19 protein-coding genes and 1 tRNA gene are annotated in these 15,069 nt (G+C 40.7%); 4 read left to right on the forward strand and 16 right to left on the reverse strand.

The window, feature by feature from the left end; translation table 11 throughout:
* Window positions 1-51 precede the first annotated feature (51 nt).
* The gene (locus CYAN7822_RS22335; protein ID WP_013324514.1) at window positions 52-684 is read left to right on the forward strand and encodes a PAP/fibrillin family protein; all 633 of its coding nucleotides are present in this window, start codon (window positions 52-54) and stop codon (window positions 682-684) included.
* Here CYAN7822_RS22335 and moaC read toward each other — a convergent pair.
* Window positions 681-1,175 (reverse strand): cyclic pyranopterin monophosphate synthase MoaC, encoded by a 495-nt coding sequence (gene moaC, locus CYAN7822_RS22340; RefSeq protein WP_013324515.1) that lies wholly within the window; start codon window positions 1,173-1,175, stop codon window positions 681-683. The genes CYAN7822_RS22335 and moaC overlap by 4 nt on opposite strands.
* 47 nt (window positions 1,176-1,222) lie before the next feature.
* Here moaC and CYAN7822_RS22345 point away from each other — a divergent pair.
* Window positions 1,223-1,296: transfer RNA gene (locus tag CYAN7822_RS22345), tRNA-Arg, on the forward strand.
* A gap of 137 nt (window positions 1,297-1,433) precedes the next feature.
* Here the strand turns inward: CYAN7822_RS22345 and CYAN7822_RS34785 are convergent.
* The 10 genes from CYAN7822_RS34785 to CYAN7822_RS22390 form a co-directional block, all read right to left on the reverse strand.
* Window positions 1,434-2,579, reverse strand: coding sequence for a C39 family peptidase (locus CYAN7822_RS34785; protein ID WP_013324516.1), 1,146 nt, complete (start codon window positions 2,577-2,579; stop codon window positions 1,434-1,436).
* Between the two features lie 68 nt (window positions 2,580-2,647).
* The gene (locus tag CYAN7822_RS37875; protein WP_013324088.1) at window positions 2,648-2,818 is read right to left on the reverse strand and encodes a hypothetical protein; all 171 of its coding nucleotides are present in this window, start codon (window positions 2,816-2,818) and stop codon (window positions 2,648-2,650) included.
* Window positions 2,819-2,826: 8 nt separating this feature from the next.
* Window positions 2,827-3,153 (reverse strand): hypothetical protein, encoded by a 327-nt coding sequence (locus CYAN7822_RS22355; RefSeq protein ID WP_013324087.1) that lies wholly within the window; start codon window positions 3,151-3,153, stop codon window positions 2,827-2,829.
* Window positions 3,153-3,527 (reverse strand): hypothetical protein, encoded by a 375-nt coding sequence (locus tag CYAN7822_RS22360; protein WP_013324517.1) that lies wholly within the window; start codon window positions 3,525-3,527, stop codon window positions 3,153-3,155. Before CYAN7822_RS22360 ends, CYAN7822_RS22355 begins: the two co-directional genes overlap by 1 nt.
* Before the next feature lie 5 nt (window positions 3,528-3,532).
* Window positions 3,533-3,910 carry a hypothetical protein gene (locus CYAN7822_RS22365; RefSeq protein WP_013324085.1) on the reverse strand — a complete coding sequence of 126 codons (378 nt, stop codon included), beginning with the start codon at window positions 3,908-3,910 and terminating at the stop codon, window positions 3,533-3,535.
* A 46-nt stretch (window positions 3,911-3,956) separates the two neighbouring features.
* On the reverse strand, window positions 3,957-4,325 hold the full coding sequence (locus tag CYAN7822_RS22370) for a hypothetical protein (RefSeq protein WP_013324084.1): 369 nt from the start codon (window positions 4,323-4,325) through the stop codon (window positions 3,957-3,959).
* Between the two features lie 119 nt (window positions 4,326-4,444).
* Entirely contained in the window at window positions 4,445-5,278 is an 834-nt protein-coding gene (locus tag CYAN7822_RS22375) for a hypothetical protein (RefSeq protein WP_013324083.1), read from the reverse strand.
* Between the two features lies 1 nt (window position 5,279).
* Window positions 5,280-8,006, reverse strand: a complete 2,727-nt coding sequence (locus tag CYAN7822_RS22380) for a hypothetical protein (protein WP_013324518.1) — start codon at window positions 8,004-8,006, stop codon at window positions 5,280-5,282.
* Complete coding sequence (locus CYAN7822_RS22385) at window positions 8,007-8,909, reverse strand: hypothetical protein (RefSeq protein ID WP_013324519.1); 903 nt, start codon at window positions 8,907-8,909, stop codon at window positions 8,007-8,009.
* A 4-nt stretch (window positions 8,910-8,913) separates the two neighbouring features.
* Window positions 8,914-9,243 carry a hypothetical protein gene (locus CYAN7822_RS22390; protein ID WP_013324520.1) on the reverse strand — a complete coding sequence of 110 codons (330 nt, stop codon included), beginning with the start codon at window positions 9,241-9,243 and terminating at the stop codon, window positions 8,914-8,916.
* A gap of 212 nt (window positions 9,244-9,455) precedes the next feature.
* Here CYAN7822_RS22390 and CYAN7822_RS37880 point away from each other — a divergent pair, with 212 nt between their 5' ends.
* Complete coding sequence (locus CYAN7822_RS37880; protein WP_013324521.1) at window positions 9,456-9,602, forward strand: hypothetical protein; 147 nt, start codon at window positions 9,456-9,458, stop codon at window positions 9,600-9,602.
* A 1-nt stretch (window position 9,603) separates the two neighbouring features.
* Here the strand turns inward: CYAN7822_RS37880 and CYAN7822_RS22395 are convergent, their stop codons facing one another.
* The 5 genes from CYAN7822_RS22395 to CYAN7822_RS22410 all read right to left on the reverse strand — a co-directional run bounded on the left by CYAN7822_RS22395 (window position 9,604) and on the right by CYAN7822_RS22410 (window position 14,479).
* A complete protein-coding gene (locus CYAN7822_RS22395; protein WP_013324522.1) occupies window positions 9,604-11,472 on the reverse strand; it encodes a UvrD-helicase domain-containing protein in 1,869 nt (622 codons plus the stop codon).
* Window positions 11,473-11,476: 4 nt separating this feature from the next.
* Window positions 11,477-12,985: a hypothetical protein gene (locus tag CYAN7822_RS34790; RefSeq protein ID WP_013324523.1), complete on the reverse strand. Its 1,509-nt coding sequence runs from the start codon at window positions 12,983-12,985 to the stop codon at window positions 11,477-11,479.
* A gap of 42 nt (window positions 12,986-13,027) precedes the next feature.
* Window positions 13,028-13,789, reverse strand: a complete 762-nt coding sequence (locus CYAN7822_RS34795) for a BRO-N domain-containing protein (protein ID WP_013324524.1) — start codon at window positions 13,787-13,789, stop codon at window positions 13,028-13,030.
* 112 nt (window positions 13,790-13,901) lie between these two features.
* Window positions 13,902-14,048 (reverse strand): BRO-N domain-containing protein, encoded by a 147-nt coding sequence (locus CYAN7822_RS37885; RefSeq protein ID WP_013324525.1) that lies wholly within the window; start codon window positions 14,046-14,048, stop codon window positions 13,902-13,904.
* A 131-nt stretch (window positions 14,049-14,179) separates the two neighbouring features.
* Complete coding sequence (locus CYAN7822_RS22410) at window positions 14,180-14,479, reverse strand: hypothetical protein (RefSeq protein ID WP_013324526.1); 300 nt, start codon at window positions 14,477-14,479, stop codon at window positions 14,180-14,182.
* Between the two features lie 269 nt (window positions 14,480-14,748).
* On the opposite strand from CYAN7822_RS22410, the gene CYAN7822_RS22415 reads away from it, so the two are divergent.
* A complete protein-coding gene (locus CYAN7822_RS22415) occupies window positions 14,749-15,021 on the forward strand; it encodes a hypothetical protein (protein WP_013324527.1) in 273 nt (90 codons plus the stop codon).
* Window positions 15,022-15,069: the final 48 nt, after the last annotated feature.

Below are 15,069 nucleotides of genomic sequence, written 5' to 3' on the forward strand. Positions count from 1 at the left end.
AAAACCCCTTATAATTGCAAAAGTAATCGTTTTAGTCCGCAGCAAAACCCTTTGAACAATCGACTCGCCCTTAAAGAAAAACTCCTGTATACTCTTGAGCAAATTAAAAGTCAACGTCTGGGAAAAACCGATGCTCCTCTGACCAATGTCAAACTCGAGGAAAAATTAGCCCGAGAAATTGAAGGCTTGACGACGGCTCTAGAAGCGCTTAATCCTAATTTATATCCGATCTTATATGCTCTGCCCCTGCTCAATGGCGCTTGGCAATTAGAATATTCCACCGCCCGAGAAATCCGTTCTTTAGCGAAACTCCCCTATGGGTTACAGGTGGGAAAAGTCTATCAAGTGATCGATCTAGCTACGAATTCTTTTTTTAACCAAGCTTTTGTCACTCACCGTCTCGGGTTACTCTCAGGATATGTACGAGTTACGGCGACTTTTGAAGTGGCTAAATCCGATTCATCTGTTCTACCGGACCGACGAATTAATGTCTTTTTTCAAAAGCGGTTTTTAGCTATTGAACAAGTTGCCGGATTTGACACCCCTCAACTGAACCCTTTTAAAGTGGTTGATGCTCGCAACCCCACTGGCCGAATTCCTTTTTTAGAGATTACTTATTTAGATGAATCTTTACGAATTGGACGGGGTGGCGAGGGCAGTTTGTTTATTTTGACCAAAGCTTAATCAGCACGATAGTTTCCCGATTTTCCCCCCGTTTTACTTAACAGACGGATAGCCTCTATTTGGATGGATTTATCTAAGGCTTTAGCCATATCATACAGGGTTAAAGCGGCGACGGAAACAGCCGTTAACGCTTCCATCTCCACCCCGGTTTCAGCTTTTGTGGTTACAGTGGCCTGAATTTGATAGCCGGGTAATTCAGCATCAGGGGTAATTTGCACTTCGATTTTATGTAACGGGAGAGGGTGACACAAGGGAATTAATTGAGCGGTTTGTTTAGCCGCCATGATGCCCGCTATTTTGGCTGTCCCTAATACATCTCCTTTGGGTGCGTTCCCCCCAACGATGGCTTCAAAGGTTGCCACTTTCATTCGCACTTGCCCAGAGGCGATCGCTTCCCTGAGCGTTGGCGTTTTTCCTGAAACGTCCACCATCTGCGCTTCTCCGGCGGCATTGAGATGTGACAGTTTTTTATTTTCGATCGACTCTTGCATAAATTAATAAATCTATGTTACGATGATTAATCGTTGGACAAATACAAGGGCTTGTAGCTTAGCGGATTAGAGCGTGTGGCTACGGACCACAAGGTCGGGGGTTCGATCCCCTCCAAGCCCGCTTAAGAAATCCTGTAAGCTTTACTAAATAAGAGTTTACAGGATTTCTCTTTTATTTATTCTAGTAAATTTCTAGTGATTTAATCCTCATTAGGTTGAATCATTAGAAATTTATATCTTTAATCCTCTATTAAAATTCTAGTAATTTACAAATCGGGCTTGAACTTTGGCGATCGCTTCCCCGATAGAAATAATTCCGTCTCGGTTAACGTCTAATCCTGAATTTTGGTTGTAAGCTATGCCGGGTCTAGTGAACAGGCCGTAGTTAAGGGTTTTCCCTATGGCTGCCGGCCAAAGCACAGCCATATAGAGATCGCTTAAAGATTTCCTGCTGGTGTCAGCCCCCAATTGAGCCAGAAAATATTTTTCTACCCAATCGAGTTGACCGATGGCGGTCATTTTTGCTAGAGCCTCGGTTGAGGTTCCGAGCGAGGCTGCTGTTTGGGGCATGAATTGGATAAGTCCAACAGCACCGGAGCCGGCTTGATTCTTGACGGCGCTCGAAAATGAGCCGCCACTCTCAAAGCTCATGATCGCCATTAAATCCGATGGGTCACAGTTGATGTTATTGGCTATTAGCCTCACTCGGTTTTTAAATTGCTTTGAGCAATTCTCATCCCCAATCACCCGTTTAAGTGGCGCATAAGGTTTGATTAAGTGTGCCCAAGTCGAAAGATTACCGTTATCAGCTTGGGTGTAAATCAATTGCTCTGAGTATTTAACAAATTTACCCGCCGTTGGGCTGTTGTCGTAACCAGGGTTTTTAAATCGTCCATAGGGGTCGTGGCAAATAAATAAACAAGTTGGTTCTTCGAAAAACAATAAAACAATGACATGACCCGAAGCCGTGAAACTATTCTGACTACTAAAAATAACTGGAAAGCCTTTTTTTAAATGCTCAAAAACATCAGCCCATTTATGCTCGGTTGACCAATTGTCCTCAATCTCATACTCATGTAAGAGTTTTTTAATATCTAGATGGGAAAATCTATCAAGCCCCCTTTTTTGACATTCCAGATATAAGCTATCTGGGGAAACAGTTTTACCAAAATGTCCTAAAGATATTGCCACAGAAGTCAATGCACAACTTCCGTAGGAATCAATTTCATTGTCTAGCTGATAGAAATAAGGATAGTTTTTGTAGTTAAATTCTGTTGTCTGGTTAACTACGACTGGCTTTTTACTTTCAGGCTTAATTTTGGGTTTAAGGCTATTAAAAGCCAAGCTTAGGGAGCTTCCCAGGATAAAAAAACCGGCATCCCGTCGTCGAATTTTTTTAAGCATCTTTCCTCGTTAAAAATTAAGCCCGTTATTAGCGGGCTTATGATAGTTGTCAATTATTGATTAGCAAGTTATTGTTGTTGTTCTAAGTCTTTCTTAAAAACAACACCAGAAACCCCGTTAACGGTTACAACAAACATATTTCCGTCCGCATCTTGAGTGCGGGGAATTAATTCTACTCCGTTAACTTTGATTTTTTGACATTCGCCATTACCAGCGCATTTTTTGCAGTTACAAGGCATTTTTCCTCCTAGTTTAAAAATCTAACTTTTACTTCATATTGGTAATTTTTGATGTAATCCATGCTTTGGAAAACTAGGATACATTCATCAACTTGAACCAATTCAATCAATCTTGATTCTTGGTGAAGTTGACGTTTTGTTAAAACGTCAAAATCAATGCCCCAGGTGATTTGACGAAACCAGCCCATCCTAATCCAATGAGGAAAAGCGGGTAATTTAATCCTGATTTTCGCATAATCACAAGGTTCTAGAATAGGAATAGTAAACTCCCATCCCTTGACATTATTAGGCGAACTACCTTGAGCTATAGTTTGCCAATTCCCCTCATTGATCATCAGGATTTATATCCTCGTTTTAAGGGTTTGTGAATACCTAATATGGTTGCTGATTGTCCATCAGCAGTAGTATAGTTACCGCTTTTGACAGCCTCAACAGATGGTAATTTCCAAACGGGAATTAAAAATTTTAAAGAGCGTCGTTTTGCTGTCGCTCCAGTGCCAATACGAATAGAAAGATTAACTCGATTAGCAACCGGACTTTTTAGCAAATTAGCAACAGGAATTATTGGGTATTTGGCTTTCTCTTCCTCTGTGGCCAGAGTAACTCCCGTGATTCCAGGGGATAAAGATCCGTTGTAATGGTTTTCGGGAGCTTGGAAATAATAATCCCTGTTATCTTGGGTCAATTTCCAAATAACAAATTTAGCCATTGTTACTAGGAGACGTAACGCCGTCTTAGCGGTTCGTTAGCGCCTAAAATAGTGGCAGATTCATTGCTGGCGGTTGTATAAGCACCCGATTTAATTGCTTCAGTGTCATCAACTTTACTGGCTGCGACAACAAATTTTAAGCTTCGGCGTTTTGCGGTTGCTCCTGCTCCGATTCGAATAGAAAGATTTACACGATTGGCAACGGGACTTTTTAGCAAATTAGCAACAGGAATTATTGGATATTTTACTTTTTCTTCGTCTGATGCCAAAGCAACTCCTGTTTTAGCGGCGGTTAATTCTCCGTTGTAATGATTCTCAGGGGCCAGAAAAAAGTATTCTTTAGAATCTTCGGTCAGTTTCCAGACAACAAAAGGTTTAGTCATTTTTCCTCAATATATGTACAAATTGATTTGATGTGATTTGAATTGATTAGCCTAAAACCACGCGGCGGGGAATTCGGGCACTGATAACCTTACGCGAATTATGGCTCTTGCCTTTTGCTGCTACTAAGCCAGTAGGAACTTTGGCGACGGGCACGGTTAATTTAGAAACTTTAGATCTGCCGGTTGTCCCCTTGTGGCTAATGGCTATCGTCATCAATAATCCACGCGCTTTCCCTTCGGCGACTGTAATAGTATCGTCACTATCTCCCGGTGTGTAATTTTCGGTTAATTTACTAATCCCAAAAGCAGAACCAACGGTATAACCCGCACGGTCATAAACGTCTCTGAGATCAATTAAGTATTTTTGACTTCCTACAGTAAATGTATGCCCTACTATCGGGTCAGTATTAGCCATAGTCTTAGGTTTGTTTCGTGAATTTGTTCAATAATTCCAGTTTACTGATGAGGTCACACCCCGCAACGCCACCCAAACCCTTAAGGGTTTGGCCTTACCGACGACAAGCGGCTATAAAATTAGTCCCGAACCAGGACATTATTAAAACGATGTGTTCGATCGTGAATGATAAGCCGGTTGGTTAAACCATTAACCAAAGCCGAAGTATATTCATAGCGAACGTATCCTACAGGTCTTTTTCTGGCTTCCTTAACCCTTTCCCCGAAAATTATCTCTGTGTCGGGAACGGTTGGATAATTCTGCATCGGTTCTTCATCTTCATGTGTTTTGAAATGTTTCCACGACGGAGTATCATTGTTACAGTGCAAAACATCTCCTATTAAATCCTTTGCATCTGATTTAGCAAACGAGTACAACTGAAAATCATAGCCATTTTCTTCATCCTTATAAGTATATAAATCTTTTCCTTTATGAAATTTATAGCCGTGATTAGCTCCAAATTTATTATCAATCTTTTCCCCTATAGTTATTAATTTTCCTTTAGTAATAGTTTTTGAAGTTTCATTGACAAGCCTAAAGCTAACCCGCATCCTTAACGGTCTGAAGCCTTTTTCTACATCTTTAGCATCCTCTTTAAAGTGTAGGGTTATTTGAGGTTTGAATTTGATATTAGCTTGAACCTCTTCAACCGGGTAGCCGTAAATAGGTTCAATATAGTCGGAAATGAAGCCCAAATCAAGCCAAAAAAGCAATTGTTTGCTTAAGCAAATTAAAGCATTGTCTGAGTCTTTTATGGTACACGCTACACGCAGACCCCCTCTAGCAGTAGTTATATCGGGAACCCAATCTTCTCCACCTAAATCTGAGTAGGCGCGTCTTACTCTACGGTTATGAATTTGCATTAGAGTAGATTGATGGTGTTCCCAGTCGTCAAAGTTAGGAGGTAAATTCATACTAATTAGGGGAGGGTTGAACTATATCATCATCTGTAGTTGTGGGTTGTTTAGAATCAGTCTTAGCTTTATTCTCGTCGGCTTTTCGCTTGTCTTGTAAATCTTTAATATCTTTTTGTACATCCTTGACTTCAGTTGTTATTTGCTTGGCACTTTCAACAACATTTAAGGCTGAAGAAGTGATTTGCTCTACCGATTCAGCCATTACCTGACCCGTTTGCAGAAATCGCATTATTCCGCCCAAACGCCCAATTTTAAAGACAAACTTTTCGCTAAACCAATCTAAGCTTGATTCGATAAACAAGCCAGATTTTTTACAGGCGTTTCCAATTTTACCGCCCATCTGAGCGATAGTTTCTAATCCTTCGGATATTCCATAAAGCATATTAGTAGCGGCATCTAATATATTGATTCCCGCTTGATAAATTCTATTTGCTAAAGCAAATTGTAAAGATAATTCGGCGTAATTTTCAGCCCCAATTACCGATTTAGCCAGCGATTCAAAAGCGTGTCCAATCGCTCCTGTAATCGTTGTAGCCGCTCCTTCTGGCGGCTTAATTCCTATCAATTGCCCTATGTTATCAATTGCACTGCCTAGGGTGAGGGCAATGTTATTTGATAACATTAAAGCATTATGGATGGTACAAGCTAAATTAGCGGCGGCTAACGCTCTATCAACTAATCGGTGTTCCCACAATTTTTCAAATTTTCCAGTAACAAAATTAGAAAAAGTTTGAAGATACGCCCAAACAGTATTAAGTAAATTTAAAATACCTATTGTATTATTTAATATCGCGGCATTCTGTAAGGCTAATCCGCCTATTCCGGCTGTGTTGTATACGCTCGTATCAATCCCGTTTTTCATCTGCTTTAATGGAGCGCCTAAGCAGCCTTCCGGCTTGGAGGCATTACAAACTCCTGTTTCAGCCGCTTCGGCTAATTTGGGTAAAGAGGTCTGGTTTTTAATAAGGTTGGTAGAGATGGCAATGCCTCCTATGACCGGCACTAATCCATCAATAGTTGTTCCTAATTTTTTAACTTCGTCAGTTACTTTCACATCTACTTCATTAACTTGTGTTTGTATATTAGTAACGCTAGATTCTAATGTGGCTACCTTGTTATTAGTTTGAGTTTGGGTATTACTCAAATTAGTAATAGTAGCGTCTAATATGGCTACTTTGTTATTAGTTTGAGTCAGGGTATTACTCAAATTAGTAACAGTAGTGTCTAGTGTGGCTACTTTGTTATTAGTTTGAGTTTGGGTATTACTCAAATTGGTAATAGTAGTTTCTAAACTTCCTATCTTGTTATTGGTTTGAGTTTGGGTATTACTCAAATTAGTAACAGTAGTCTCTAAACTTCCTATCTTGTTATTGGTTTGAGTTTGGGTATTACTCAAATTAGTAACAGTAGTTTCTAGGCTTCCTATCTTGTTATTAGTTTGAGAGGAAGCAATTGTTTGGTTGGACGAATAATCACTCAATTTTTGATTGAAAGTTTGGGCGTTATAAGCATAATCGCCCAGTTTTCGGTCATAATCACTCAATTTTTGATTGAAGGTTTGGGCGTTATAAGCATAGTCGCCCAGTTTTCGGTCATAATCACTCAATTTTTGATTGAAGGTTTGGGCGTTATAAGCATAGTCGCCCAGTTTTCGGTCATAATCACTCAATTTTTGATTGAAGGTTTGGGCGTTATAAGCATAGTCGCCCAGTTTTTGGTCATAATCACTCAATTTTTGATTAAAGACGGACAGGTCATTTTTAATCGAATCAATACCCGCTCCGCCGCCACCAGAAATGACCCTAGTCACGTTATTTTGTACAGAATTAATTACAGAACCCTGTTGACCGAGCAGAGTTCGATAATTACTGACCTGATTTTCTAAATTACCAATTGTTTGAGCCGTTCTTAGCCGCTCAATATCGGCTCGATGGGAATTTTGGATGGCTCTTTCAATATTTATCAGGTTTTGAGCTTGTAATGCTTCGACAGAAGATTTTAGTTTTTGCAGCCCACTAACATCTAAGCCACTAAGATTTTTTAACCCTTGAAGGGCTTTAGAGGCATCCGCTTGAGCTTGAAGGGCGCGAGCATAAGCCTGATTAGCCGATCTCGCTACCTCTTGAGCATACAGGTAAGCCCCATTCGCTCTAGCGACTCCTTGCACGCCCCAAACCTCAGCATTTTTATATGCCTCTATCGCTTGAGCATAAGCGAGGTTGGCTTGTTTCATCGCCTGATTAGCCTGATATAAAGCTTTATTAGCTTGTTTGATGCTGAGGTTGGCTTTCTCAATAGCTTCATTCGCCTTCTCGGTAGCACGATTAGCAACTTTTAAGCATTCTTGAGCCAGCAGTTCCGCCGCTATAGCTCTCTTTTCGGCATTTTTAGCCTTATCAAGAGCTTCTAAAGCTTTTGATAAGGCTTGTCCGGCTTTATCCAAGGCTTGTCCAGCTAAATCAAATGCCGCTCGTGCTATTCCCAGAGCCTGAAGTGCCACTCCCCGTACGTCAGCAATTTGGCCAGTGGCTTGAGCTATCGCTGCCCATAGCGCCCCGATTGCTGAAAAAATCCCACTGAAATCTACCCCTTCCATCGGTTGGGTGTAGTTGTTGACAATGTTAATAATCTCTTGATTACTGGGCTTACTCGCAAGCCCACCCCTTAATTCAGCGCGTAGGGCAGCTACTTCGGCTTTAGTAGCTAAAGATTCACATGAACTCATTTATACAATACCTTCACAGTAAGACTTGACTGAGTAGCCCAAATCGTTGTAGCAACAGAGGCAGCCCCCGCATAACAACTCACAGGTTCCAGGGGGGCATAGCGGCTCTTGACTGGCTTTAATCTTGGGAGCGGCGCAACTCCCAGAAACAGCAGCGACTTGAGAGCAACTAGAGGAAATTTGATTATTTTGAACAGCCCCAACGCATTTTTTTAAAATGACGGTTTTTCCGTCAACAATTTCTGAGGTTAAAAAAGCACTGGGGTTGAGGTTAACCTCTGAGTAAACAGATGTATACTCCCCCGTGAATTGACAGCTTTCGGAAATTTTCTCCACAAGGGGATTAGTTGTATTTGTCTGGTCATATATCAGCGTTTTAGAATTATAAATTTTAAGATTATATTCAATCTGAGGCGGGAAAACCTTGCCATTAAGATCAATAATTTTAAAAGCCGCCAGAGCCGATAGAGGGATATCGGTCGCTGCATAAATTAAAGAATTAGAGCCATCTTTGTGATGGAAGTAAAGAATCCTCACAGAATAATTTTGGTAATTTGGAAACGCTGAAAAGCGCGAATCATCACAACATCTATGATTCGAATAATATTCAGGCCCAAACCCTATTCCAAAGGGGGCGCGCAGTCTGCCCATATATTTATCTACGAAGGCGAAATAAACCAAATTCGGGCAGTCAGCCCCATTAGGGGCGTAACTGAGATAAACATCATAATATTCTCCGTCTTTGCCCTGATCTTTCGGCCTTAGAAATATCGTGTAATCAGTCGCCGGGGCTTTTTCTTGCCAGCCCGTCCCGTCATTCCAATTAAATCTAATTTTTGGCGGGATCGGGACATCGGCTTTCACCTCCCAGATGCCCGCGCCGCTACAAAGTGTCTGGGTCATTGCGCTAACTCCCTACTATGTCGTCCGGATCGAAATCGTCACTCGGGGCGGCGAGGTAAATGTTAAAGGTAACGGGAACACTGATTTGAGTTTCAGTTCCCCGCATTACAAAAGTCCTGCTATTTTCAAAAGAAGTCGCGCTTACACCGGCAGTAGGATCGTTGATTATATCTCCTCCTAAAGTAGATTTATTTCGCTTTAGGAGCGATGCGAAAATTGATGAAGGCTTGGTTCCGTTTAATCCTGCGCTAGTCAAATCTGATAGCTTAATGGTCAACTCTCCATTAGCTATCGTCGCGTTTGTCCCAAAAATTTGTTGAAGTGTTAGTGGCATAGTTTTAATAAGATAAAAATTATCTCACACAAAAAGTTGTTCAAAATGTGTGAGATAGCTTAGAGGTAATGTACCCTTTATAAATCAAAAGCTTTTATAAAGGCAATGTAAAAATTACTTGTCATCAATGTCATCAATGACAAGTGTTTTCCTCAGTATTAAGAAATTATTTAAAATACTAAAATAGAGAAACGGGTTTAGAGGTTAATACTATGAGACGTTTTCGCCCTTGGATTAAGATTGATAGTGATATCCACAAAACTATCAAAGCAGAAGCGGCTATTAAAGAACAAGACTTAGAAACACTCCTCAGCGAGCTTATCACTTTAGGCTATAAGGCTAAATTCAATGGAATATAAGTTAATTTGGTTTGGTGGTTTTTTCGCCGGCTTGGCGGCTGGATTGTTCTTGTATCCTTTGATGTAGCTTCTTTACAGATTCGAGAAGCTCCTGTTTAGTATTTTCATTGAGTTTCCTGATCTTGACTGCGATATAGTTTCTGAAAGAAAGGGTAGACGATCTTAAAGGTTCCTCTGAGCGACTCTCTGAGACATCCTCTGAGAAGACGGTGATAGGTTCCTCTGAGGGACTCTCTGAGACATCCTCTGAGAAGACGGTGATAGGTTCCTCTGAGACATCCTCTGAGAAGTTAAACCAGTAAATATCCCCGTCCTTGACGGTTTCTGCACGAATGATAAACAAATCCTGCTTTGAGCGGGTTAAAGCAACATAGAGCAGGTTATGTTCTTGTGTTTCCTGCCAATCTAGTTGGTTTTCCCAAGTCATGGGCATATCTCCAGGGTTAAGGATGAAAACCCTGTTCGCTTCAAGCCCTTTTGCCCGGTGACAAGTGGATAAAATAATTGAACTGTTCTCATCTGAGAATAGCTCGTCGATAGAAATTATTAAATCATTAATACTGTTAGCTTCAGGGCGCGAGGTATAAATCGTGTGAAGTGCAGATAGCCGGTCTCTGGTATCTTCTATCAATTTTTCTGAATTGTCCATTCCCTTCAACCTGCCAATTTTTGCGTCTGTATACATATTAAAAAAATCATTAAATTCTTGATAATCAAAGCCAGGAATTCTAGCAATTTCCTCAAGCTCATTTTTAATGATTTTTCCAATATCCCGACCCTTGATTTTAGCCGACATACCTTGAGCTAGAAGCTGGATACATAAAACAACTAGCGGGTTGGTTTTGCGGCTTAAAATTAAATCATCTGGCTCTAAGTATTGCGCTAAGTCATTTTCTCTAGCTTCTAAAATTGTTCCTGTTTTCGCATTTGGATGAGCTTCTATAGGAATTTCAGGAAATATTTTGTTGACTAAAGCTACATGGGTTTTAGGACAACGATAACACAGGCTCAAGGGTAGTTCAATGGCTTTAGTTTCTTCGACAATTTTATAATAACTGTCGCAGTCAGCACCCGCAAAGCCCATGATAGCTTGTCTTGGGTCTCCAACAAAAAGCATCCGTCCAGTGCTACCAGCTAACATTAACGCTAACTTTAGTTGAGCGGCGTTTAAATCCTGGCACTCATCCACCAGGACAAATTTATAAGGCTTAAACCAAGGGCTATCCTCAACATTCCATTTTACCGGTAACCAAATCTGATCAGTAAAATCAAATATCGAATTATTGATGGCTTGTTCTTCTCCTTGTCTCAGACATTTTTGAACAGCAGAAGCAACTACATCAAATTTAAAAATATCAGTGATTTCAAAATGAGCGCATAAGTCTTCAACGATTTCTGGAGTGGGTTTTTGATTGGTCATTCTTACTTTATGAACAATATCTATAAAGTCGGAATCGTGAGCGATCGCTCGCGTTCTTCGTAAAGTTCCCTGTCTCATTTGTTTTTTAATTCTGTAAGCTACAAGGTTCAGCCCTTGGGCTATTTTTCTGTATTTATCAATGTTAATCTTAGCGTCCCTGGGATTTCGGATATCTAGCTCTTTTTTGATTAAGCTGTAGCCCGCGCTGTGAAGGGTACAAATAGAATTTTTCCAAGCGGGCCCAAATTTGGCGATCAGGTCTTGAGAGTTGGCCTTGCCGAATACGATGATTTTAATATTGGCGGGGCTGACTCCCGCGTCCTTGAGGGCTTGGGCAGCTAATCGCAATGTGGTCGATTTTCCGCTTCCAGCTACGGCGTTACAGCAGGCGTTTCCCTTCCCGTTTAGTAGCCAATCGATGATCTGTTTTTGATATTTGCTTAATTCCATATTCCTACTCCTTGACTAAGTTGCGTTCTGCCCAGGCTTTAGCGATTTTGATGGTGTCTTGTCCGTCAAATAGATGGGGGTAGCCCATGTGCTTTAGAATGCGGTCTAAAAAGCTGCTGGCTATCGTCTCGTCAATGGCGAGCTTTCTTTGTGCCGCTTCCACGCTTTTGGCTGTTGGCGGACGCTTAAAGATTTGAATTTTATTAGGATCGCTTACAAATTTTTTCCCAGTCCAAAAAGTCGAGATTTTGCCATCTTTATAGGCAACAATGCCGTACAGGTAGCTTAATGCTGGTGAGAGCTTCTCTGAGAGGTTCTCTGAGGTGTTGTCCTGGTCGTCTTTACCAAGGTCTTTATTCTTGTCTTTACGCTCACCTGGTTCTAAGGGAATGTTGCCGCCGTAAGGCTCGGGTACGGTAATAACATGAAAAATTTCTTTTATCTGATTCACCTGCTCGCTCTCAATTGGCAGCCCACAAGCCTTAAGCCTTTCTCCATTAACTGTTTTAGTAAAAATTAAATACTCAGGATTATGCCGGTTAAGTAACTGGGCGTGTTCGTCGTACGCAACCAAAAAGCGTTTACTCGCAAGAGTTTCGGTGTAAAAGATAATGATGCCCCTGAGGTCATACGAACTAACGTCTTTACCAGCGTCTTTACGTTCATCTGAACTAGCGTCTTTACTGGTGTCTTTACCAGTGTCTTTACGTTCATCTGAACTAACGTCTTTACTGGTGTCTTTATCATCGTCTTTACGTTCATCTGAACTAACGTCTTTACTGGTGTCTTTATCATCATCTTTACGTTCATCTGAACTAACGTCTTTACTGGTGTCTTTACGTTCATCTGAACTAACGTCTTTACTGGTGTCTTTACGTTCATCTGAACTAACGTCTTTACTGGTGTCTTTACGTTCATCTGAACTAACGTCTTTACTGGTGTCTTTACGTTCATCTGAACTAGCGTCTTTACTGGTGTCTTTACCAGTGTCTTTACGTTCATCTGAACTAACGTCTTTACCAGTGTCTTTACCAGCGTCTTTACGTTCATCTGAACTAGCGTCTTTACTGGTGTCTTTACCAGTGTCTTTACGTTCATCTAGACACTGTTCTACAAGCGATAGAAGAGGGCTTAAGTCTTTTATCAGGGAAGAAATCGCTTCATTTAACTGTAGTCGTGATATATAATCACTTTTGTCTAAATCTAACCGTATTTCGTTTTTAATCTCCTCTTTTACTTCTTCGGCTGATTTGATTAAAAAATTGTCGATCGCTTCATTTAGGCGTAGGTCTAAACAGTTTTCAAGATATTCATCTAGACGGTTTAGCTCAATACGATCGCCCTCGGTTTGGGCTGTTGTTAAGCTGCTATTTGACTCAAGCCCTAAGTAACCTTTGATGAAATCAACCAGCGCGGACGAGGCATTAAAGCCTTGTTCAGTAGTTTTTTTCTTGAAAGCTTCCCATAAATCAGGGCTGATTTTGAAATTTACTAATTTCTGAGTTTGATTCATTTTATTTACCCCATGTTTGTTTGTCCTCGCCTTTGTTGTTTTTTAATAAGCGGTAAATGCTAATTTGTTGCCTGAGCCTGATACTTTGCCCTTACCCATCTTTTCTAAGTCTCCAAACCATTCTCTAATCAGGGAAGAGTCATCTGTCTTACAACTCCAGATATATTGCTTGACATCCCTTGCCCTTACGGCTCCTAGCCGCTTGGATAGTTGAATAATAAGTGCTAATTTACGTGGGAGTTCTTGTTGGTTAGGAACTAATTTTCCTTGAGTGGATTTGTTGAGTTTTTCGAGTTGATGTAAAATTAAGTCAACCGTTTTCTCATCGGGCTTGTCTATGATTATCTCTTTGTTATGAACTGTCGTTATAGATTGGAGAATTATAGACAACATCTCTTTGGTTTTGGCTTGCTCTAGTTCAAGCCTTTCTACTCTTTCAGCGAGTCCTATAGTTTCAACTTCTGTATTAGCCCCAGGGACGCTATAAGAACCGGTGCGGCGGATACTGGGGATTACTTCATGGAAAATCCAGCGCTGAAATTTTTTAGCTACGGGCTTGTTTGACCTGAAGATGAGACGATATAGCCCCGCTTCGGTTACGGTGAGCATTGATCGAAGTCCACCAGAGGTAGGTATAGCAGCTATACCCTTTTCATCTGGGTCAAAATCTTGTAGAGCATCTCTGGCCGATTCAATACCTAAAACGTCACAAACGTCTTGAGCTACCCATTCCGGATTGTCTGTTGTTCCCACGAAACGGACTTGCTGTTCTTCAAATGTGAAAATTATTGTTAGATTAGACACAAATTTTGCTCCTATTAAAAAATGAAAACTAGGTAATTAGAGGTTGTTTTTTCAAAATATAAAATGTGTTTTTTGTGTGTTTACCTCGTGTAGCTACTAACTACACGAGCATCTACACCCCTGGAAGTTGAAGAACATTAGCAGCCAATTCAATACCTAAAACGTCACAAACGTCCTGAGCTATCCATTCCGGCTTGTCTGCTGTCCCTACGAAACGGACTTGCTGTTCTTCGAATGTGAAAATTGTTAGATTGGACATGATTTTTACTCCTACTAGAAAAATTTAAATTAGGTAATTAGAGATTGTTTATTTTGAATCAAGGGTATGTTTTTGCATTTTTAAAAGGGTCTGTAAGAAATACATACCCCCAATATACCCTTGATGTTTGATTAGTTTTTTTCCTCTGGTTCGTCCCAAGTTTGTTCCTCCTGGTCTTTGTCCAAATACCAGTCAAGGGGTAAGTCTAGGTAATCTCTGCCAATTTGCCTAAGAAGTTCTTGAAGGCTTTGAATTTGCTTCATATTGAGCCTAAATTCTCTTTCGCCCCTACGATACTGACCTAGGGTTCTATAGTTGATCTCCAGTCGAGCAGCTAATTGTCCAGGAGTCATATCCCACAGAGCTAAAAACTCATCAAGCATTGATTTATATTTTTTACCCCTTGACAAATTCTTTGTTTTATCGGTCATAATAATTATAACCTCATTTGAGGTTAATAGAGAAACAGAAAAACTGCAAGGCGATCGCGCTCTCAAACTCAATCGCCCTGCTGTTATCAACCATATACAGAAGGAGGTGTCTAACTCAAAAAGATTTAGCAGTAGTTATTTCAAGATTTACAGGACGAGCGTCCAGCCTTAACACTCAATCAAAAAAATGGTGGGACAAACGTCCCACCTTCACAAAAAAACATTCAAATTATGAACAACATATCACTTATCCCAGGAGACAATCCAGCATGGAAGAAATCATAGACGAAATGGAAGACGGCATCACAGACAAATTGCTCGAGTTCATCGAGCTAGATACTCGAATAGCGGGCTTACAGGAACAATTAGAGAAGCTAAAACAAGACAAAGCATCTTATGCTAAACAAATCAGGGCGCGACTTATCCAAGAAGTTATTCTAGTCGTTCCAACCGGCAAACGTTCAGGTTTCTGCTTTCACCTCTCAGATGGAGAAATTGTTTATGCCCGCACAACAATTTTAGAAACCTCAGTTCAGCCTTAACACTCAACCAAAAAAAACGGTGGGACAAACGTCCCACCTTCACAAAAA

The sequence above is a fragment of the Gloeothece verrucosa PCC 7822 genome, assembly GCF_000147335.1.
GTDB lineage: Bacteria > Cyanobacteriota > Cyanobacteriia > Cyanobacteriales > Microcystaceae > Gloeothece > Gloeothece verrucosa.

What these genes read in the sequence shown, in the direction of transcription:
- moaC (WP_013324515.1), bottom strand. Translation starts at nt 1,175, where the DNA reads ATGCAAGAGTCGATCGAAAATAAAAAACTGTCACATCTCAATGCCGCC.
- CYAN7822_RS34785 (WP_013324516.1), bottom strand. Translation starts at nt 2,579, where the DNA reads ATGCTTAAAAAAATTCGACGACGGGATGCCGGTTTTTTTATCCTGGGA.
- CYAN7822_RS37875 (WP_013324088.1), bottom strand. Translation starts at nt 2,818, where the DNA reads ATGCCTTGTAACTGCAAAAAATGCGCTGGTAATGGCGAATGTCAAAAA.
- CYAN7822_RS22355 (WP_013324087.1), bottom strand. Translation starts at nt 3,153, where the DNA reads ATGATCAATGAGGGGAATTGGCAAACTATAGCTCAAGGTAGTTCGCCT.
- CYAN7822_RS22360 (WP_013324517.1), bottom strand. Translation starts at nt 3,527, where the DNA reads ATGGCTAAATTTGTTATTTGGAAATTGACCCAAGATAACAGGGATTAT.
- CYAN7822_RS22365 (WP_013324085.1), bottom strand. Translation starts at nt 3,910, where the DNA reads ATGACTAAACCTTTTGTTGTCTGGAAACTGACCGAAGATTCTAAAGAA.
- CYAN7822_RS22370 (WP_013324084.1), bottom strand. Translation starts at nt 4,325, where the DNA reads ATGGCTAATACTGACCCGATAGTAGGGCATACATTTACTGTAGGAAGT.
- CYAN7822_RS22375 (WP_013324083.1), bottom strand. Translation starts at nt 5,278, where the DNA reads ATGAATTTACCTCCTAACTTTGACGACTGGGAACACCATCAATCTACT.
- CYAN7822_RS22380 (WP_013324518.1), bottom strand. Translation starts at nt 8,006, where the DNA reads ATGAGTTCATGTGAATCTTTAGCTACTAAAGCCGAAGTAGCTGCCCTA.
- CYAN7822_RS22385 (WP_013324519.1), bottom strand. Translation starts at nt 8,909, where the DNA reads ATGACCCAGACACTTTGTAGCGGCGCGGGCATCTGGGAGGTGAAAGCC.
- CYAN7822_RS22390 (WP_013324520.1), bottom strand. Translation starts at nt 9,243, where the DNA reads ATGCCACTAACACTTCAACAAATTTTTGGGACAAACGCGACGATAGCT.
- CYAN7822_RS37880 (WP_013324521.1), top strand. Translation starts at nt 9,456, where the DNA reads ATGAGACGTTTTCGCCCTTGGATTAAGATTGATAGTGATATCCACAAA.
- CYAN7822_RS22395 (WP_013324522.1), bottom strand. Translation starts at nt 11,472, where the DNA reads ATGGAATTAAGCAAATATCAAAAACAGATCATCGATTGGCTACTAAAC.
- CYAN7822_RS34790 (WP_013324523.1), bottom strand. Translation starts at nt 12,985, where the DNA reads ATGAATCAAACTCAGAAATTAGTAAATTTCAAAATCAGCCCTGATTTA.
- CYAN7822_RS37885 (WP_013324525.1), bottom strand. Translation starts at nt 14,048, where the DNA reads ATGTCCAATCTAACAATTTTCACATTCGAAGAACAGCAAGTCCGTTTC.
- CYAN7822_RS22410 (WP_013324526.1), bottom strand. Translation starts at nt 14,479, where the DNA reads ATGACCGATAAAACAAAGAATTTGTCAAGGGGTAAAAAATATAAATCA.
- CYAN7822_RS22415 (WP_013324527.1), top strand. Translation starts at nt 14,749, where the DNA reads ATGGAAGAAATCATAGACGAAATGGAAGACGGCATCACAGACAAATTG.